This is a genomic window from Thioalkalivibrio versutus, assembly GCF_001020955.1.
GTDB lineage: Bacteria > Pseudomonadota > Gammaproteobacteria > Ectothiorhodospirales > Ectothiorhodospiraceae > Thioalkalivibrio > Thioalkalivibrio versutus.
Map to the genome: position 1 here is coordinate 44,795 of NZ_CP011367.1, position 19,876 is coordinate 64,670.

General features: G+C 66.7%; 14 protein-coding genes. 6 read left to right on the forward strand and 8 right to left on the reverse strand.

Annotated features, from left to right (window positions below; all coding sequences use genetic code 11):
• Positions 1 to 23 precede the first annotated feature (23 nt).
• Both prsR and prsT read left to right on the forward strand, forming a co-directional pair.
• Positions 24 to 1,361, forward strand: a complete 1,338-nt coding sequence (gene prsR, locus TVD_RS00255) for a PEP-CTERM-box response regulator transcription factor (RefSeq protein WP_018649562.1) — start codon at positions 24 to 26, stop codon at positions 1,359 to 1,361.
• Positions 1,362 to 1,372: 11 nt separating this feature from the next.
• Positions 1,373 to 4,216 (forward strand): XrtA/PEP-CTERM system TPR-repeat protein PrsT, encoded by a 2,844-nt coding sequence (gene prsT, locus TVD_RS00260; RefSeq protein ID WP_240472277.1) that lies wholly within the window; start codon positions 1,373 to 1,375, stop codon positions 4,214 to 4,216.
• Positions 4,217 to 4,962: 746 nt separating this feature from the next.
• Here the strand turns inward: prsT and TVD_RS00265 are convergent.
• The 8 genes from TVD_RS00265 to TVD_RS00300 all read right to left on the reverse strand — a co-directional run bounded on the left by TVD_RS00265 (position 4,963) and on the right by TVD_RS00300 (position 14,371).
• Positions 4,963 to 5,925, reverse strand: coding sequence for a PEP-CTERM sorting domain-containing protein (locus tag TVD_RS00265; RefSeq protein ID WP_047250483.1), 963 nt, complete (start codon positions 5,923 to 5,925; stop codon positions 4,963 to 4,965).
• A 486-nt stretch (positions 5,926 to 6,411) separates the two neighbouring features.
• On the reverse strand, positions 6,412 to 8,667 hold the full coding sequence (locus TVD_RS00270) for an efflux RND transporter permease subunit (protein WP_047250484.1): 2,256 nt from the start codon (positions 8,665 to 8,667) through the stop codon (positions 6,412 to 6,414).
• Positions 8,667 to 10,379 carry a LysM peptidoglycan-binding domain-containing protein gene (locus TVD_RS00275; protein WP_047250485.1) on the reverse strand — a complete coding sequence of 571 codons (1,713 nt, stop codon included), beginning with the start codon at positions 10,377 to 10,379 and terminating at the stop codon, positions 8,667 to 8,669. Before TVD_RS00275 ends, TVD_RS00270 begins: the two co-directional genes overlap by 1 nt.
• Positions 10,357 to 11,172 carry an outer membrane lipoprotein-sorting protein gene (locus TVD_RS00280; RefSeq protein ID WP_018650676.1) on the reverse strand — a complete coding sequence of 272 codons (816 nt, stop codon included), beginning with the start codon at positions 11,170 to 11,172 and terminating at the stop codon, positions 10,357 to 10,359. The genes TVD_RS00275 and TVD_RS00280 overlap by 23 nt, the downstream gene beginning before the upstream one ends.
• 4 nt (positions 11,173 to 11,176) lie before the next feature.
• Positions 11,177 to 12,079 carry a ThiF family adenylyltransferase gene (locus TVD_RS00285; RefSeq protein WP_047250486.1) on the reverse strand — a complete coding sequence of 301 codons (903 nt, stop codon included), beginning with the start codon at positions 12,077 to 12,079 and terminating at the stop codon, positions 11,177 to 11,179.
• Positions 12,076 to 12,951, reverse strand: a complete 876-nt coding sequence (locus TVD_RS00290; protein WP_047250487.1) for a PEP-CTERM/exosortase system-associated acyltransferase — start codon at positions 12,949 to 12,951, stop codon at positions 12,076 to 12,078. Before TVD_RS00290 ends, TVD_RS00285 begins: the two co-directional genes overlap by 4 nt.
• A gap of 2 nt (positions 12,952 to 12,953) precedes the next feature.
• Positions 12,954 to 13,670, reverse strand: a complete 717-nt coding sequence (locus TVD_RS00295; protein WP_047250488.1) for an acyl-homoserine-lactone synthase — start codon at positions 13,668 to 13,670, stop codon at positions 12,954 to 12,956.
• A gap of 128 nt (positions 13,671 to 13,798) precedes the next feature.
• On the reverse strand, positions 13,799 to 14,371 hold the full coding sequence (locus TVD_RS00300) for a PilZ domain-containing protein (protein WP_047250489.1): 573 nt from the start codon (positions 14,369 to 14,371) through the stop codon (positions 13,799 to 13,801).
• A 366-nt stretch (positions 14,372 to 14,737) separates the two neighbouring features.
• Here TVD_RS00300 and TVD_RS00305 point away from each other — a divergent pair, with 366 nt between their 5' ends.
• The 4 genes from TVD_RS00305 (at position 14,738) to TVD_RS00320 (ending at position 19,863) form a co-directional block, all read left to right on the forward strand.
• Entirely contained in the window at positions 14,738 to 16,258 is a 1,521-nt protein-coding gene (locus tag TVD_RS00305; protein ID WP_047250490.1) for an XrtA system polysaccharide chain length determinant, read from the forward strand.
• 115 nt (positions 16,259 to 16,373) lie between these two features.
• Positions 16,374 to 17,270, forward strand: a complete 897-nt coding sequence (locus TVD_RS00310; protein ID WP_019595003.1) for an XrtA-associated tyrosine autokinase — start codon at positions 16,374 to 16,376, stop codon at positions 17,268 to 17,270.
• Between the two features lie 22 nt (positions 17,271 to 17,292).
• Positions 17,293 to 18,780 (forward strand): TIGR03016 family PEP-CTERM system-associated outer membrane protein, encoded by a 1,488-nt coding sequence (locus TVD_RS00315; RefSeq protein WP_156167558.1) that lies wholly within the window; start codon positions 17,293 to 17,295, stop codon positions 18,778 to 18,780.
• A gap of 3 nt (positions 18,781 to 18,783) precedes the next feature.
• A complete protein-coding gene (locus tag TVD_RS00320; protein WP_019571963.1) occupies positions 18,784 to 19,863 on the forward strand; it encodes an XrtA/PEP-CTERM system-associated ATPase in 1,080 nt (359 codons plus the stop codon).
• Positions 19,864 to 19,876: the final 13 nt, after the last annotated feature.

The following is a 19,876-nucleotide window of genomic DNA, read 5'->3' on the forward strand; positions in this document are numbered from 1 at the left end:
CCGGGTGCAATGTAATGGAGTCGATGCTCAAGCTTCTGATTGTCGAGGATGACACCGGCCTGCAAAGCCAGTTGCGCTGGTGTCTGGACGGCTACGAGATCCTCCAGGCCCAGGATCGTGCCAGCGCGATGGCCCACATGCGCCGTCACGAGCCCGAGCTGGTCACGCTGGACCTGGGTCTGCCTCCGGACCCCGCAAACGCCACCGAGGGCCTGGCACTCCTGGAGGAGATCCTGGCGTTCAATCCCGGGGTCAAGGTGATCGTGGTCACCGGCAACGATGATCGCGAGAACGCCCTGAAGGCCGTTGCCCTGGGGGCCTACGATTTCTATATCAAGCCCGTGGACGCCGAACTCCTGCGTCTGATCGTGGACCGCGCCGCGCGGCTGTACGAGCTCGAGGAGGAGAATCGGCGCCTGGCCCGTGGCGGCGTCTCTTCGCTGTCCGGGCTCATCACTGCGGACCCGCGCATGCTTCAGGTCTGCCGCATGGTGGAGCGCGTGGCGCCCTCCGACGCGACGGTGCTGTTGCTGGGTGACAGCGGCACCGGCAAAGAGGTCCTGGCGCGCGCCGTCCATGACCTGAGTAACCGCGCCAAGGAGCGCTTCGTTGCGATCAACTGCGCCGCGATCCCCGAGAACCTCCTGGAAAGCGAGCTGTTCGGCTACGAGAAGGGCGCCTTCACCGGTGCCACCCGCCAGACCATCGGCAAGATCGAACACGCCGACAAGGGCACGTTGTTCCTGGACGAGATCGGCGATCTTCCGCAGAGCCTGCAGGCCAAGCTCCTGCGCTTTCTGCAGGAGCGCACGGTCGAGCGCCTGGGCGGGCGCAACGAGATCCCGGTGGATGTGCGCATCATCGGTGCGACCAATCAGGACCTCCAGGCGCTGATCCGCTCGGGCGATTTTCGCGAGGACCTGTTCTATCGCATTAGCGAGATCGCCATCGACATCCCCCCGGTCCGCGAACGGCAGGGTGACGCAACCCTGTTGGCGCATGCGCTTCTGGAACGCTTCGCCCGCGAGCAGGGCAAACCCCGCCGCGGCTTCACTGCCGATGCGCTGCGGGCGATCGAGGGCCACAGCTGGCCCGGCAACGTGCGCGAGATGGAGAACCTGATCCGGCGCGCCGTAATCATGGCCGACGGCAATCTGGTGACCGCGGAAGACCTCGGCTTGCAGGACCGGGATCAGGATCCGCCGCCGGAGCGCCTGCGCGAGGCCCGTGACCGGGCCGAATATCAATCCGTAATCAAGGCGATGGGGCGCACGAACGGCAACATCGCCCAGGCAGCCGACACCCTCGGCATTACCCGTCCAACGCTCTACGGCCTGCTCGACAAGTACGGGCTCAGATGAGGAGCACCATAGTGACTACCCGATACATGCAAGAAGACGCCGGGCTCGCCCGGCCCCGCCCCATCCGGATCCCGAACGGGCGGCTGAAGCCCCTGGCCCTGGCCGTGGTGCTGGCCACCGGTGTCGGTCTGGCCGGCTGCGACCAGATCGGGGCGGGCAGCGAACAGGACTACCTCGAACGCGCCCAGGCCCTGCAGGAGAAGGGCGACTACCAGGGCGCGCGCATCGAGTACCGCAATGCCCTGCAGCTGAATACCGATGCCCCGGCCACTCGGCAAAGGCTCGGGGTGGTGTACCTGCAGTTGAACAACCCCGAGGAGGCGCTGCGTCAGCTGGAGCGGGCGCAGTCGCTCGGGATCCCGGACGCTCAGGTGGCGTTGCCGCTGGCCGAGGCGTGGTTCGCGACCGATCGTTTTGCGCGCATTCGTGAGCAGGAGGTGCCAGAGGACCTGGCGGCGGAGGAACGGCCGCGGCTGCACGCCTTGCGGGCCGTCGCCTTCGCGGCCGTCGGCGAGCGCGAGGCGGCGGAAGGCGAACTGGCGCAGATTGGAGAGCGCGAGCAGGAGCCGCTACAGGCCCTGGCGCATGCCCACCTGTCGATGGCCCAGGGCGATGCCGAGCACGCCATCGCATCCCTGGAGCAGGCCCTCGACCTGCAGCCCGAGCTGGGACAGGCCTGGAGTCTCCTGGGCGAGTATCGGCGCATCACCGGCGACCCCGAGGGTGCGGAAGAGGCCTTCAGCCGGGCCATCGAAGTCCGCCCGGCCTCGGGGCGCGATCACATGGCGCGGGCGATGGTGCGTCTGAATGCCGGTGATTACGAGGGTGCGCGGGCAGATGTCGACGGCCTGAAGCAAGGCGGCTCGTCGCATCCGGGCGTGCATTATCTGGACGGGATGCTCCTGATGGAGCAGGAGCGGCATAGCGAAGCGCGGGCGAGTTTCGAGCAGGCCCTGGCCGGCAATCGCTCCTACAGCCCGGCGCTTCTGGGCCTCGGCCTGGCTCATCGCAGTCTCGGCAACATGGAGCAGGCCGAACACAACCTTAATCGTCATGTTCAGGAGAGCCCCGGATCGCTACAGGGCATTCGTACGCTGACGGCGGTCTATCTGGAACAGGATCGCGTGGAGGATGCCCTGCAGTTCGTGGAGCGGGCAAGCCGTGACTACACCGGTGAGCCGGCCGACATGGCCGAGCTGCGCGGGCGACTGCTGCTGGTTGCCGGCGATTCCGAAGCCGGCATCAATGCGTTGCGCGACGCGGCGGCGTCGAGCCCGGGTTCGCAGGGTCTCCAGGAATTGCTGGCGGTGGCGCTGCTCCGGGGCGGGGAGACGGAAGAAGGTCTGGATGCGCTGCGCGCCGCCGGAGGCGGCGAGGCCTCGACGCAGCAGGTGGATACCACGCTGGTGCTGTACCTGTTGCAGACAGGACGCTACGACGAGGCACTCGAGCGGGCACAGCGTCTGCAGGAGCTCCAGCCGGAAGCGGCCGGTCCGTTGAGCCTGCAGGGCGCTGCCCTGATGGGGCTGGGGCGAACCGACGAGGCCCGGGCGGCCTTCCGCGAGGGCGTCGCGCTGGACCCGGACGATATATCCGTGGCGATGAACCTCGCTGGCCTGGAACTCCAGGTCGGCAATCGCAGGGCGGCGCGCGAGGTGCTGGAAGCGATCCAGGAGCGCAACCCGGGGCATGCCCGTTCTGCCCAGCGCCTGGCCAACATGAGCCTACAGGATGGCGACCACCAGGGGGCGGCGCGCTGGCTGCAAACGACCATCGACTCGCAGCCCGAGTTGCTGCCGCCGCATCTCACCCTGGCCCAGATCCAGCTTCAGGGCGGCCAACCGGAGCAGGCCCTGCAGACGCTCCTGGCCGCGCGTGAACATCACCCCGGGAATCCGGACCTGCTGTATGCGCTGGCGGATGTCCAGCAGAGCCTCAATCGTCCGGACGCCGCGGTGACCAGTCTCGCGGAGGCCGTCGAACAGGCGCCGGACAACGTGAACCTGCGTCTCGCCCTGGCCCGCGCACATGCACAGGCCGGCGACGAGGCCGCGACCGAGAGCACGCTTCGCGAGCTCCTGGAACAGCAGCCGGACCACTACCGGGCCCGCCTGTTGCTGGCCCGGGGCCTGCTCAATCAGGAACGCATGAGTGATGCCGAGCCGCATCTGGCGCGCCTGGAGGAGCGTTACGAGGACCGCAGCGAGGTCCAGGCCTTGTTGGGCCGCGCGGCCATGCAGCGGGACGACCCAGCCGCCGCCGTGCAGCATTACCGGGCCGCCCTGGCGGACCCGGGTTCGCAGCGTCGGGACTGGGTGCATGCACTGGCGGAGGCGCAGCGCGAAGCCGGGGATGGCGATGCCGGACGGGCCACGCTGGCCGCCTGGCTGGATGAAAATCCGCAGGACCTGGCGACATGGCATATCCACGCAGCGCAGCAGATGGCGGCGGACGACCGGTCCGGAGCGGTGGATTCGTACCTTCGGATCGTCGAGCAGGACGGCGACGACGTGATTGCGCTCAACAACCTCGCATGGTCGTTGCGCGAGAGTGATACCCGGCAGGCGCTGGAACATGCGCGCCGGGCCGCCGAGCTCGCACCGGAGGCGGCTCCGGTGCTGGACACCCTGGGTGCGGTGCTGATCCACGCCGGTGAGCCTGCAGAGGCCGCAGACATCCTTGGCCGTGCCAGCGAGCTTGCCCCGGATGACCCGGGCATTCAGTACCACCTGGCCTGGGCGGAAAGCGAACAGGGCGAGCAGGATGCCGCCGCTGAACGCCTGCGTCGCGTGCTGGACGGGCACGACCAGTTCCCCCAGCGGGCGGATGCCGAGGCGTTGCTCGACCGCTTGTAGACCCGGCGCGAACCGGTCGTCGATCAAAGGGGCTGCCGAGAGCAGCCCCTTTTTTGTGTGCGTCAGCCTGTTCGCCGCACATCCATCCGTCCGGCCGGTCCTGCGATCCCGGGTCGACCCGGACATGACTTCGTTGGCTGGCTTCTGACGGCTGCGCTCGGCCGGGGAGCTCGCTCGCGGTGGTCGGCACGGCCCGCGACCGGATGTCGGCGGGGATGAGTCAACGCCAGGGTTTCGGGGCTGGGGTATCCGTCCCGTCGACTACGGCCCACTGCCATGATCCTGGTGTCTTCGCGGGTGCCCGGGAGACGCTGATGAATGTGTCGGCATCGCGGTGGTGCCCCGTGTATCCCGACACCCGGCGCCCAGCCCGGTCGTGGTACAGGCCCGTTTGCATCTTGGTCGGGGCGCAGCGGGGGCTCGGGCATACGGGGCGCTAGCCTCACACGCCTCCGAAGGACGGGGCTCGAGTGCGAATGGTGCATTGATGGACTTGCCCTGGCAGACCAGGCGGACATCCGAAGGGGGGATCGTCGGTCCGGGGTGGTGGTGCGAGTCCGAACATGCGCGGTCGCCGGCTGATGGCCGGCGGTGACGGGAGAGGAGGGGGCATTTCGCGCGAGGGTCCATGAGAGCCGTAGTACCGAGCCCGGATCGCGGAACAAAAAAAGGGCTCCCCGAAGGGAGCCCTCAACTCGATGCCCCGGGGGGAGGGCCATCAAGACTAGAAATCGTTCTAGCGTCGGTTATGCGGCCTGGCGGTAGGCGGAGCGGCGGCGGATGCCACCGACTCCGATGAAGCCGGCCAGGATCAGCAGGGACAGGCCCATCAGCGCCAGGGTGCCCGGTTCCGGCACTGCGAAGCGCAGGCTGCCATCGTGGGTGGACTGGGTTTCGCTGAACAGGGACTGGCCTTCGCGGGTGTCGCCGTACACGTTGTTGACGTCTTCACCGAAGAAGGTCTCCGGCGGCGGCTCCTGGATGGTGCCGGCGCTGGCGAAGGCAGAGACGATGAAGGTCGGGTTGCCTTCCTCGTCTTCCAGCAGGTCGGCGAAGTCGATGCCATCGCTGGTGAACCAGAATCCCGGCAGCACGTTCACCACCTCGAATTCGAAGGTGAAGGTGCCTTCGATGAAGGCTCCGCCCTGGCTTTCGAATTCCAGGATGCTGTTCCCGGACTTCAGGGCCATCTCCATGATCTGTTCGCCGGCACTGTAGTGCGCCGCCGCCGCTTCATAGTCCTGACCGAAACCGGGGGTTGTTCCGGACATGAACAGCTGGAAGTTGTCAGTGCCCACCGCGGTGTAGTTGGCGTTGACCACGTAATTGCCGCCAACCGTATCGGTGCCGGTTACCACGCCGCGGAGTTCGTCCCAGAGGAGCCCCATGGAGTAGTCGTTGCCAAGGATGTCGCCGGTCTGTGGTGCGGCCGCGTTGGTGGAGGTCCGGTAGGACGTGGCATCGCCGTACCCGCGGTCATAGAACACATCGCCGACCTGAACCGGGTTGGTCGGGTCCTGAATGTACTGGAAGGTCTGGGTGTTCAGGTCGAACTGAATCCGGCGGACATTTTCGACCGATCCGCTGTAGCTCGCGGTGGCGTCGAGGTTCATGTCGAAGTCGATCACCTCCGCTGCCGTCACGGTGCTCGCACCTGCGGCGAAAATGCCGACGCAGAGCGAAGCAAGAAGCACTTTTTTCGCGTTCATGGGGTTCTCCTGATGCTCAATTTAAAGCGATTCAACCATCGCCAAGGTTTGGCCTGGTGGCCGAGTCTGTTGCTTTCGCACTGGTTACCAAGCAGACGTCGTGCCAATTTCAGCCTAAAGAATTAGACGCTCTCAACCCATTGTTTTTGCGATTGATATTTCGTCGGGCTGGAGGCGGGTTTTGAGTTCGCCGTGGCGTGTGGGTGGTTTGCCCGCGATCCCGGGGCGGAACTGTAAAGGGGGTCGACGAAGGCTGGCGTGGGTTCGGGGCTCCAGGCCGACGGGCAGGGCCGTATGGATAAAAAAGCACATAAAATCAGCGATCTGGTGGAAAACTTCTCTTGTAAAGTCCATCGACAGGAGGCCACGGGAGGCCCCGGAGATCGACTAAGGGTCAGCGCGACGGGCCGTTTGCGAGGGGATGTGGTGATCTGCGGGGAACGCGAACACCGAAGGACCGGTCGGGCCTTGCGGGGCGCGATGGGGCTAGGGAGACGCCCGCGACAGTCGATGCGCGACGACCAGCATGGCGGGGAGTACCAGCAGGTCGAACAGCAGGGCCGCGATCAGCCCGAAGGCGGTCAGCCAGCCAAAGGCGGCCGTGGGCTGGAAGTCGGACAGCGCCAGCAGCAGGAACTGAGCCACCAGCACGATGGTGGTGGCGGTAATCGCGCGACCGCTGCGGCGGAAGCTCCGGGCGAGGGCCCAGGCAACCGGACTGCCACGCCCGCGGCGCTGGCGATAGTTGTGCAGGATGTGGATGGTGTCGTCCACGGCGATCCCGATGGCGACACTGGCAATCATGGCGGTGGCCATGTCCAGCCAGATCCCCAGCAGGCCCATCAGGGCGAAGATCATCGCCACCGGTGCCAGGTTGGGGATCATGCTGAGGAGGGTCAGGGGGATGGAGCGCCACATCAGCAGCATCAGCAGCGTGATCATCGCTGCCACGGCATACAGGCTGTGGAGCTGGCCTTGAATCAGCAGGCGTTCCTGATCCGCGAACAGCCGTGCCATGCCGGCCATGTCCCATTCGAGATCGGCCGGTGGGTTGGCCTCCAGATACCCCCGCAGATCGTCCATCAGCGCGTTGATGGACCGGGCGCCGTGGGCGTTCAGGTTGAGCAGGATGCGGCTGCGTTCGAAGTCGCGGTCCACGGCATCGAACAGATCGCGGCCGTCATAGATGAACAGGTACTGGGCGACCAGGTTGGGGTCGTCGGGGATCCGGCGGTAGTCCGGGTCTTCCTCGTTGAAGGCCCAGTGCATCTCCGCGACCAGGTCCGGCAGGGACAGGCTGTAGTCGACTTCGGGGCGCTGGTCCAGCCAGTGCTGTACGCGCTGGATCGCCTGCAGGCGTTCCGGGTCCTGGAGGCTGTCCCAGTCCGGGCCGTCGAACACCACCTCCAGTGCCATCACCCCGGAGAGTTCGCTCTCCACCGCGCGGGTGGCCTGGGTAATCGAGTGGTTGTCGTCAAAGAAGGCGTAGAGATCGGTCTCGACCTCGACGTGCCGGATCTGCGGGATCGCCAGGGCCAACAGGATGGCCGTGGCCAGCAGCACCCAGCCAGCCCGGCGGATGGCCAGGTGTGCCGCCAGCGCGGTCACGCGGTCGAGCAGGAGCAATCCGCGCTTGGGCGTGAGCCAGTCGCCGTGGTCCCAGCGTCCCATGATCGCGGGCAGCAGTAGCAGCACGACCGCCGCGGCAACGAGGACGCCAAAGGCCCCGATCAGGCCAAAGGTCTCGATCGGCCGGATGCTGCTGACTTGCAGCGAGGCAAGCCCCGCCGCGGTGGTCAGCGCCATGAACCACGTGGGTCGGGCTACGGCGGCAAGCGCCGCTTCCACGCGCGCGCGCCCCTGGTGGCCGCGTTGCGCGGCGTGCAGTGTGGCGTTGAAGAAGTGCATCAGCATCGCCACCGTGAGCGCCGTCAGCAAGGGCGGCAGGATGGCGGAGATGAGCGTGAACGGGCGGTCCAGCAGGATCAGCAGGGCGATCGCGGGGCCGGTCACCGCACTGATGGTGGCGGCGGACAGCACGACCACCAGCGGACGCCGGAACAGCCACCACAGGAGCAGGAGGCTCACGGTCATGGTGCCCGGAACCAGGAAGGCGAGGTCCTTCACCATGGCCCGGAGCTGGGCGACATCCAGGGCAATATGTCCGGCAATGGCCGCCAGCTCGTCTTCCAGGTCGTGTGCGCCGATCCGGTCGCGCAGCAGGCGTTCCAGTTGCAGGCGTTGCAGGCTGTTGTCGAGGGCGTGCGGGCGCACGATCACGGCCAGCGCCTCGCCTCCGGTGCCGGCCACCAGTCCGGGGGCGAAGCGATCGCGCAGCACTCGCTCGCGCCATTGTTCCGGGCTGCGTTCGTCCAGTGCCCGGCCGTCGACCAGACGATCCACCGTGAATCCGTCCGCTGTCGCGCGGATGTGATCCAGGGTGGTGACCGACAGCACCCGTTCGACGGCGGGGTCGGCCTCCATGTCCCGTGCCAGCGCATCGATGCGTTCCAGGAAGTCCGCTTCGAACAGATCGCTTCCGGTGAACAGGCCGACCAGCACCTGGTCCTGGGGGAAGCGTTCGCGCAGTTCGCGATCGAAGGTGACGGCCGGGGCGTCCTCGGGGAAATAGGACTCGGGCGCGTTGTCCAGATTGACCTGCAGCAGGATGGGGCCGGGCAGGAGGATCAGCAGGGCCAGGATCCCCAGCGCGAGCAGGGGGTGCCCCCGGAGCCAGCGCATCAGAACTGCCCCCGCCAGCCCGTCACCAGCATGCGGTTATCGCGATAGAAGCCCCCGGCGGTACCCTCGGCACCGTCCAGCCAGTGCAGGCCGATATAAAATTCCATGGGCTCGCGGGCAATCCACGCGAGTTCCGGGTTCAGGTAGATGTCGCGCCGGTTCAGGCCAACCGAGTACCGCATGCGGGCGCGCCAGTTGTGGCCGGCAAACGGGCTTTCCAGTTCCCCGGTCAGGAAGTAGCTCTCCCGGGCATCCAGCATGTCCCCGGCATTCAGCAGGTGCTGGCCGGCCAGTTGCGTGGTCATGCGGAAATCCCCGTCCCCGGGGAAGCCCTCGGCACCGATCACCCAGTCGACGCCTGCCACCGTGGTCTGGCGCAGATCGTCCGCGCGGGTGACCGGTACATCGCTGAGCCAGGCGGCCTCGGCCCGCCAGGTCCAGGCGCCGGTGGCAAAGGCGGTGTCACCGCCGACCACCCAGGTGCGCGGGTGCACGGCTTCCAGCGTCGGGTCCCCGGCGGGCTGGCCGGTCAGGATGGCCTGGCGGGTATCGGCATCGAAGCGGTAGTAGGGCTGCGAGTGCCGGGCGCGCTGGATGGTCACGGCAAAGTCGGCGCCCCGCCCGGAGCGTCCCAGCCGCACCCCGGCGCCGCCGTTGCCGGAGACATCGTCGTCGAGCGTGGCCTGTTCGATCAGGGGCGCCAGTGCCGGGTCCTGCGGCAGCCCCAGCAGGCGGCCGCGGTTGCGGTCCACCGGGTGCCAGAGGCTGTCGCGATCGGGCAGCTCCGCCGGCCGGAAGATGGGCAGGAACACCAGGTCGGCGTGCCAGGGCCCCTCGAAGAATTCCGCGCGGATGGCGGGATTCGCGCGTCGGCGTTCGCCGTAGGGGTCCAGCCCGAAGCGGGTCAGATCCTTGGTGCTGAGCCGGTCGGTGGGTGGAATCTCGTCCACCCGTCCCCACAGGATGCGCTGGGTGCCGACCGTGATGCGCGTGCGGTCGCCGCGGTAACGCAGGAAGTTCTCGTCGTAGTCGGCGCGGGCCCGCGTCGTGCGCGGATAGTCGCCACCTTGTTGCGCCTGGACGTCCAGGCGGGCGCCCAGGCGCAGGTCCCAGTCCTCGTTCAGGCTGTGCCGGGCGCTGACCACGGCGCGCCCGTGCTGCACGTAATCCACGGGGCGCCCGGACGTGCCCAGGACCCCGAGTTCGACCATCGCCTCGTCGACGCGCAGGTCCCAGGCGGAGGCGCCGGTTTCGGTTCCCGCCTCTGTGTCCTCGTCCGGCCTGTCGCCAAATACAAATTCGCGTCGTGTTTCGCCGTCGGGGACGGCCGCCACGCTGTCCGCCGATGCCGAGTCGGTGGGTTGGGGGTCTCGCGGAGGTGCGGCGTTCGCTGGGTCCGCGGCCCTGGCCTGGCCGGCAGGGGTATCCGGGCTCGACAGGACGGCGCCCACCTGCAGGGTGCGTTCGTCGCCGGTGAAGGCGTGCGGATTGTGCTCGAACAGAAGCCGGACCGTTTCCTGGATGGAGGTGTGTTGGTCCGGGCGCAGGTGCTCGGCCAAGTCCCAGAGGGTGTCGCCCGGCTGAACCGTATAGGGACCCGGAGAGGCGGCCGCCAGGGGCAGGGGGCCCAGCACCAGCAACGCGGCGAGGGCCAGGGCGGGGTGCCCCCCGGCCCGGAGGCCGTCGGCGTTATGGGCGATAGGGGCGCGCAAGGCTCGGGTCCGACAGGCCGCGGATGGTGAACAACTCGCTCGGCAGCCCGCTGTTGTAGGTCACGTCCTCGACCTCGAGGATGGTGGTGCGGTCGCTGGCGAGATCGGTCATGGCGCTACGGGTGACTGTCCAGTAGCCCTGGATGTCCTCGATCCGCTGGACCTCCAGGCGTTTGGACGGTTCGTCCCCCCCTTCGTACAGGTCAATTCGCAGCGGCAGCAGGGTCTCCTTGTGGATCCAGCTGACGCGCTTGCTGTAGACGGAGTTGCCGGAGTCCACGGGGATGCTTTCGAGGATAGTGACGGGCGCCCCTTCGTAGGTTTCCTCGCCCAGGATGCGATGGTGGTCCTTGTGTGGTTCGCGGTCTTCCAGATCCTCGAAATAGAGTTCCGACTGCACGAAGCTGCCGCCCCGGTTCTCGCTGCTGATGCGGCGCTCGCGCTGGATGGCGGGGAGATATAACCACTGATCGACGTCACCCCCGGGGTGGTTGTGGATCAGGATGGCGGTGTCGGCGATGTTGCGCGGCGAGGTGAAGCGGATGAGGTTGCGGCTGGCGCCGGGCTCGTCGCCTTCCAGGCGGTATTCGTAGCTTTCGCGTACCCGCTCGCGGCGGCCGCCGCCGGTAAGGGTCATGATGCCGCGGGTGACGGCGTCGTCGCCGTCCGGGCGTTCGTGCACCGCGCGCGCCAGATCGCGTGCCGCGGATTCCTCGGCCAGGGCCGCGGTGGGGAGGACGGCGGCCGACAGCAGCAGGGCCGTGCCGGCGAATATGGCGATCCGGGTCATCATCGCGTCATTGTACTCCCGGGGTCGCGGCCCGCTGATGGGCGCGCTGGGCGTGGAGTCGCTTGCGGGCCATGCGGATCAGCAGGCGATGCAGCGGGTTGCGGTTGCCGCCCGGGCGCCACGTCCGCGCCAGGCGCTGGCGGTAGGCATCGAAATGCACGCCCCGCGGGGCCCACGTGACCGTCCCGCGGCCCAGCAAGAGCTTGAGCACCTCGGTTCCCATGACGCCGGCGCACAGGTCGCAGGCCATGGGCGTGGAGGGCCCGCGCCGCGCGGCCAGGTCGACGGCTGTCGGGTCGGCCAGGTAGCCCATCTGCAGCATGGCGGGGGCCAGCCCAATCATGAAACGAAGCGCCAGCTCCTCGTCGTCCAGGCCGTCGTGCAGGTCGAAGTAGGCATCGAAGCTCATCCCGCCGGGACGGAAGTTCAGGAGCGCCGCCCCCATACCGAGGGGCGCCACCGTGACGGCCGGGATGCCGCGCTCGGCGCAGGCCGCGAACACCTGGCGCCGGATGTCGAAGGCGAAGAAGTCGAGGCCATCGACATAGACATCCACGCCGGCGAGGAACGCATCGAGGTTGTCCGGACTGATGCCCTGCGGGAACGCGTCGATCTCGAGTTCCGGGTTGATGTCCCGGGCCATCTCTTCCAGCACCTCGACCTTGGGCCGGTCCAGGCGCGACAGGGCCGCCCCAACCTGGCGGTTCATGTTGTGCAGTTCGAAGATATCCGGATCAGCGATGCGGAAGTGGCCTATCCCGAGGCGTACGAGTGTCAGCAGATGGGCACCGCCAACACCGCCCAGGCCCGCGATTGCAATCCGCGCCCCACGCATCCGCTGCAGTTCGCTGGTGGTCACCCAGCCGACGGTGCGGGCGAATGCTGTCTGGTAGTCGAAGGCGGAGCTCAATTCCTCAACCCGTGGTATCCATTTTCAGGCCTCGTTGGTCGCGGGCGCCACGCCCGACCGCCCGGCAGGCCAGCGGGGCGCATGGGGGCGACGCGGGGCCGGGTGGCCTTCATCGGCGTGGTGGCGGGGAGTGGATGCGGTCGGTGCAGCAGGGTCGATTCCACGTGCCGGCACAGCTCGCTCAGGGCGCTGGATTGCCGGATGCTTTCGTACGCCTCCCCGGAGTCGATATAGAACGCTGCGCGCTTGCCGTGATAGTGCACGATCTCGCCAATTTGGGTGAACTCGAGTCCGGTGTGGCGCAGGATGCGGGCGAGTGCGGGCTCCATCATGGCAAAGGCATGCTGCTTGCGGTGGTGCACGCAGAGCAGGGTCGCGGCCACGAACAGGCTGACCGCCAGGATCGGGAACACGCGAACCTGGTCGGGCGAGATTTCCAGTGCCTCGATGTCGCCGAACGGTGTGGCGGCCTCGCCATGGCGCCGCCGAAACATGCCGTGGACGGCGAGGCGGGATACCTCGCAGATGTTGTCGCGGTCCAGCCGGTCGGGGCGCCAGGCGCTGTCGAAAAAGCTCTCGCTGCAATGGCGTTCCATCGGCAATTGCGTGATCGAATCATGGGCGTCGACGTGGACCACTCGCACACACCCGGCCGCCATGGCGCTCGGCTTGTGTTCCAGCAGGCAGTGCCAGGCCTGGGTGTCGTACTCGTCGATCTCCTTGTGCCCCGGGCAGTCTTCTTCACGCTCGAAGCCGAACTCCTTGCAGTACACCTGATAGCGAAGATGCTGGATTTCCTCCAGGCTTTGCCCGGTGCGCGTGGAGAGGTCGAAGTACCGATTGAACGCACTGACTACCGAGTCGCTTTCCACGACTAGTTTCCTCCTGCTACGAGCCCCGCCGTATCCGAGGGCGGACCCCATGGCTCGGGAGCTTCCGCATGGCGCGGCGTGCATTCCGGTCCGGGACTCTCCCATGCAGTGTAGTGCGGAACTTCCGAAAGTGCCGGAAGCTGCAATCGCTGCCGCCAGGCCTTCAGGGCCTCGCCCGCTTCGTCCGTGTGCGTCAGGCAGGGTATGCGTGTGCCGCGATGCCGGTGCGGCGCGCCACAGACCTCGACGGGCAGGCCATGACATCGCAGCAGTCGCGCGAGCGCCGGGCGCACCAGAAAGAACATGCGCAGGTATCCATGCCGTCGTGCGTATTCCTGCGAGGCCTGACACAGGTGATAAAGCACCTCGGGCGAGGCCCCGCGTACGATCAGGCGCGAAACTTCCACTGCCGGAACACCGGCATCGGCCTCTACCTCCGGGAACAGTCGGCAGTTTGTCGTGGTCGGCAGTGGGTGTTTGCCTGGGAGGATCAGCCGCATCGCGCCGACCCAGCGCGTTTCCGGCGGGCGACCCTCGTGGCTGATCAGGAAGTGTTCGGCATGTTCGTCGTAGGCGTCGCGCTCGATGCCCTCAGGGTGCTGCTCGGCGGGTTCGAACCCGGTTTCGCGGCAGTACACCTCGTAACGCAGCCGGTAATGAATGCGGCGGGCGGCCTCCGAACGGGCCAGGTAGGTGCGGATCCGGCCGGGGCTACCCATCTGAAAGGGCGCGTCCGAAATCGGACGCGACGAGCGGTTGCGGGGTTGTTTTTGCGATTTCTGCTTGAGTGGCCATCCAGTGTTTCATCTGTCTGCTCCCGTGGGTTGGAGATTGGTAGCCGCTCGCTTCAGGCGGCGGCATTCACGAACTGCAGCCCGACCCCTCGTGGACTGGAAAACACAACGACGCCGTCGCGCGCGCCGTCATTCGGCACGATTACCCGGATGGCGGTCCCGGGTGGCAGCCGCGGCTGGTAGCGCAGCGGCATGACGCGTGCGCCGGAGCGCGAGACGTCCACCAGACGACAGTGGCCCGGCCGTCCCTGGATCCACATTTCCGTGCGCAGATTGACCGCCTCGCGCGGCCAGCGCCGTCGTTCCCTCTGCTCGCTGGCCGCCTCGTCGGCCTCTTGTCCCTCGCCGAACTGCCATGCGATGGCTGCGCCCCAGTGCTGCTCCTCGGCCGATCCGGCGTAGATCTGTGCCTGTGCCGGATCGGTGATCGGGGGCGACCCCAGCCGGTTGATCAACGCCGCGACGAAGCTGGCGGAGACTTGTTCGTACTCCCCGGCGGATTCCAGGTCCTGATATAGCTGGCCATGGATCTCGTCGAGGATGCGGAGGCGTCGATCCCAGGTTTCGTTTGCGATTGCCGGGAACCAGAAGTCCGCGAGTTCCAGTGCCAACTTTTCGTGACTCATCAGCGATCCTTGATGGTCGGTGCAGGGGCCGCTGCAGTTGTGAAACTCTACCCTGTGTGTTCAGCAGCAAACTCTGTACCAGTACACAGAAATGACAGGGATTCGCTCACCCTGGCGCGGCCCGCCTGCGCCGTGATTCGCCCGTCAGTTCGCCAGCTGTAAACAATCCCGACATCTGTGGACAGTCCCTGGCAAACCCACTTCAATGAACCTGGGATTTCTCCCAACCCGGCCTCACCGGCACGCCGGTGTCGAGCCCGGGGGGTCCCGGCGCAAGGCAGACGCGTCCGGGGGGCAGGTATTCGTTAGCAGATCGGCCCGCGGACGCTACCAGGCGCCGGTGCGGTCGGCGGGAAGCTGGGTTGTATGGAAAAGATCGTTCAAGAGCTCTGGCAGCATGTTCGCTCTACTTGGCGCAAGCGCTGGTGGATCCTGCCCATTGCATGGCTGATCTGTCTGGGCGGCTGGGCTTACGCCCACAACCTGCCGGACACCTATCAGGCGGAGGCCCGGGTCTATGTGAATACCCAGTCGGTTCTGGATCCGCTGCTGCGCGGGATGACGGTGAGGCCGAACACCGAGCAGCGCCTGCGCATGATCACCCGTACCTTGTTCAGTCGTGACAACCTCGAGGAGATCGCCCGCGAGAGCGATCTCGACGTTCTGACCGGCAACTCCAACCTGGATGCCCAGGTCGCGTTGCTGCGCGCACGGCTGACGCTGGACGTCGGCGACCGCGACAACATCTATAGCGTGAGTTTCCGTCACGGAAACCCCGAGGTGGCCTATCGCGTGGTTCGCGAGACGGTTGACCTCTTCATGGCCCGCGGCATGGGCGACTCGCGCCTCGATCTCACCACCTCGCAGCAGTTCATCGAGCGCCAGCTTGATAACTACGAACAGCAGCTGCAGGAGAAGGAGGCCAAGATCGAGCAGTTCAAGCGCGACAATGCGCGTTTCCTCAGCGGCGACGGCAACTTTTACTCGCGTCTCGAGCGCACTCGTGACCAGCTGCAGCAGGCGCGCTTGCAGGAGCGCGAGGCGCAGAGCCGCTTGCAAACCCTCCGGCGGCGCGCCGGAAGCGGACAAGGTGGTTACGACAACCTGGAGCTGGACCGGCGCATCAGCGAGCTGCAGGAAAGCATCGACGCGATGCGTCTGCACTACACCGACGAGCACCCGGACGTGGTTTCGTCACGGCGCATAGTGGAAGAGCTGGAGGCGCGTCGTGAAGAAGAGGTGCGCAACCCGCAGGCCATCCGGCGCGTGGGCAGCGGCAACGAGGTGCTGCAAAACGCCATCAGCGAAACCGAAAGCGAGATCGCGTCGTTGACCACTCGGATCGCCGAATTCGAGGACCGGGTTGCGCGGCTGGAGGGCGACGTGGATCGCGCACCGGCGGTGGAGTCCGAGCTGACCTCCCTGACTCGCAATTACGACGTCATGCGCAACTCCTATCGCCAGTTGCAGGATCGCCGCGAACAGGCGGTGATGTCGGGGGCTGTCGAGAGTCAGACCGACGCCGTCGACTTCCGTGTGCTCGAGCCGCCGCGTCAGCCCACAGCGCCGGCCTCGCCGGATCGACCCATGCTGGCCACGGCCGTACTCCTGGTCGGTCTGGGTGCGGGCACCGGCTTTGCGTTCCTGCTGTCGCAGCTGCGTCGAACGATCAGTAGCAGCCAGCAGCTGGCGGCGGTCACCGGTCGCCCGGTCCTGGGCAGTGTCTCGCGGGTGCGTACGCCGATGAGTCGCCATCGCCGCTTGTCGGAGCTGATGGTATTCACCGCCGCACTGGGGACGCTGGTGCTGGTGTATGCCGTGGTCATGGGACTTTACGCGACCGGCTCGGAAGCCCTTCTGGACGATCTCCTGGGGCTGTTGCGATGACGGAACCACGCAGATGCGGGATGGGATGCCCCGGCAATCCGGTGGCGTGCCGACTATCTTTCAGGGAACCGGCCGACTCGATGGAGTCGGTTGCCGGCAAGGGGCTGACAGCATAATGAGTATTATCGAGAAGGCGCTGGACAAGAACCGGGCGCGTCAGCCGGTCCCCGAAACAACGGCCGAACAGGCGGCCACCCCCGAAGCCGCCGCGCGCGAGCCCGAACGCTGGCGAGAGCCGGTGTCGCAGGAAGTCAGCATCGATTTTGCCTGGCTGCGCAAGCAGGGGCTCATCGTTCCGGGGGATCAGCGTTCCAGCGTGGCGGAAGAGTTCCGCATGATGAAACGCCCCCTGCTGAACAATGCATTCGGACGACATGCCGCGATGCGCGTGCCCAAGGGCCGGCTGATCATGATCACCAGCTCCCTGCCGGGGGAGGGCAAGACCTTTACCAGCGTGAATCTGGCCCTGAGCATGGCGATGGAGCTGGAGCGCACCGTGCTGCTGGTGGATGCCGATGTATCACGACCGGCTATCCCCCGCACCCTTGGGTTTCACGCCGATCTCGGGCTGATGGATGTCCTCAGCGAACCCGACATCCAGATCCCCGATGTCCTGCTGCGCACCAACGTGGAAAACCTGACCGTTTTGCCCGCAGGTCGCCCCCACGGACGCTCGACCGAGATCCTGGCGAGCGACGTGATGCGGGATCTGGTCGATGACCTGCATGACCGGTACGAGGATCGCATCATCCTGTTCGACTCCCCGCCCCTGCTGGCCACCAGCGAGCCGGGTGTCCTGGCGACGCACATGGGGCAGGTCGTGATGGTAGTGGAGGCCGATCGCACTCCGGCGAGCACGGTGGAGCGAGCCATGCATCAGCTGGATTCCTGCGGCGTCGTGCTCACCTCCCTCAACCGCGCGACGCCGGGTATCGGCATCGGCGGTCAATATTATGGGGGTAGCTACTATGGCATCGAGCGTGATCATGTCGCCGACACCCCCGCCCGCTAGCTTCCAGCGCCAGGGGTGGCCGTTGCCGGCGCGCTGGTGGCTGGTCGGCACGGCGGTGGTCGCGCTGGCATCGCCCGCAAGTGCGCTGGCCGTCGAGTGGACGTTGACCCCGCGGGTCACGGTGTCGGCGGAGGTCACCGACAACGTCCGTCTGGCCCCGCGGGGCCAGGAGGACGCGGACCTGATCGGTACCGTCAGCCCCGGGTTTACGCTGCAAGGGGAAGGCGCCCGCAGCGATACCCGTATCGACTACCGCCTGAACTCGCGCTCCTACCTCGACGACTCGCGTCAGGACCGCACGAGCCACGCCCTGCGCGCGCGCAGCAACTGGGAGCTGGTGGACGACACCTTCTTTGTTAATGCCGGGGCCTCGCGTACCGAGCAGGTCGCGTCGCTCCTTGACCCGGTGGGCATCGGTAGCAGTACCCCGCGCGGAAACCTGCAGGAGACCACCGCCTACAGCGTCTCGCCGATGCTGCGGACCCGTTACGGCAGTTTCGCCACGCAGGAGGTCCGCTACACCTATGGCGAGACCCTGTACCACCAGAGCAACCGCCAGGACAGCGACTTCCATCGGGGCGAATACGTCCTCAACAGCGGGGCTGCCTTCAACCGCCCGTTCTGGCAGCTCGCCGGGTTCTACGAGGAGGAGCGCTTCGAGGATGGCCTAGTGGGCGAGTTCGGCCAGATCAGCGGGACGCTCGGCTATCGTTTCGGGCGGTCCCTGCGCCTGTTCGGCGTGGTGGGCGAGGACTCCAATAACTACCTGACGACCCGTGAGGACGATGACGGCAGCTTCTGGCAGGTCGGTGCAGGCTGGGCCCCGACTTCGGTCACCAACATTGAGGCGCGTTACGGCGAGCGTTATTTCGGCAAGAATCGCGCGCTGTCCGTGAATCATCGGAGTCGCCGCGCGACCTACCGCCTCAGCTACGATGAAGGGGTCAGCTCAACCCGGCAACGGGGGGGGCGGCAGTTCGACGCTCTGGCGGACCAGCTCGGTCTGACCGTGGAGGGACTGTTTGCCCTGTCTGCATTGTTTGGCCTTGATGTCGATGACATCGACGAACTTCTGGCGAGATTCGGTCTGACCGACGAGGCCTTCGTCGAGGGTTTCTACCTGACCCGTAGCTGGCGCGCGAGCTGGACCTATGACACCGGCCGCAGCGTGTTCGGGATCAACCTGGTGCAGACCGAACGTGAATCCGAGACGCAGACCAATGTCGGTCTGTTCGAGGACAACCGGACCCAGCGCGGGGCCAATGCCTTCTGGCAATGGCGGTACGGCCCGCGCACGACGTCCCTGGTGAGCACTGGCGTCACCCGGACCGATTTCGCCGACAGCGATCGCGAGGACGACCTCTGGTACCTGCGTGCCAGTGTCAGCCGTCAGGTGACCCCGGACACCACCGCGAGCCTGGCCGTCCGGCACCAGCGGCGGGAGTCGAACAGCGCGGCCAGCGAGTATTCCGAGAACGCGATCATCGGCACGCTGACCAAGGAGTTCTGAGGCATGTACGAGGAATTCTACGGCTTCACCGGTCGGCCCTTTGCCCTGAGCCCCGATCCGCGTTTTTTCTATGCCAGCAAGGGCCACAGTCGGGCGATGGCGTATCTCGAATACGGCGTGCAGCTGGAGGAGGGCTTCATCGTTATTACCGGCGAGGTCGGGGCCGGCAAGACGACCCTGGTGCGTAGCCTGTTCGAGACCCTGAGTGACAAGCCCCTGGTGGCGGCGCAGCTGGTCAGCACCCAGCTGGATGCAGAAGACTTGCTGCGTTCGGTCTGTCTCGCGTTCGGGCTGGACGATGCCCCCAGTCACAAGGCCGGCCAGCTGCGCCGTCTGGAGACCTTTCTGCGCGATACCCGGGCGCGTGGCCAGCGCGCGCTGCTGGTGGTCGACGAGGCGCAAAACCTGGGCCCCGATGCCGTGGAGGAGCTGCGCATGCTCTCCAATTTCCAGGGCGAGGACGGGCCGCTGCTGCAGAGCTTCCTGCTCGGGCAGCCGGAATTCCGGCGCCTGTTGCGGAGCGAGGACATGCAGCAGCTGCGCCAGCGGGTGATCGCGACCTACCACCTGGGGCCGATGGACGCAGACGATACCCGGGCCTACGTCGAGCACCGGCTCGCCCGGGTCGGCTGGAACGAACGGCCGCATTTCGACGACGACATCTGGGCGCGCATCCACGACTACACCAGCGGCATCCCGCGCAAGGTAAACACCTTCTGTGACCGCCTGCTGCTGATGGGGTACCTGGAGGAATGTACCGACCTGGATGCCGCGCGGGCGCAGCAGGTGATCGACGAGATCGAGGAAGACCTGGAAGGGGTCCTGCTGGATGAGGGGCCGTCTGCCACGGGGCGCCCCGAAGCCGGGTCGGGGTCGGACGGCCTGGATGATCGCCTGGTGGCCAGCCAGGTCTCCATGCTGCGGATCGAACAGGATATCGAGGCACTGGAGGAACGCCTGCAGCGGATCGAGCGCAATCTCCTGGTCAACTTCCGGGCGACTCAGGAGGTGCTGAAGATCGTACGCGACGAGGGCTACGAAACGGAGGCGCTGGCGCCCGTTTCCAGTGCCGCGCAGTCGTAGCGGCCGAGGCCTG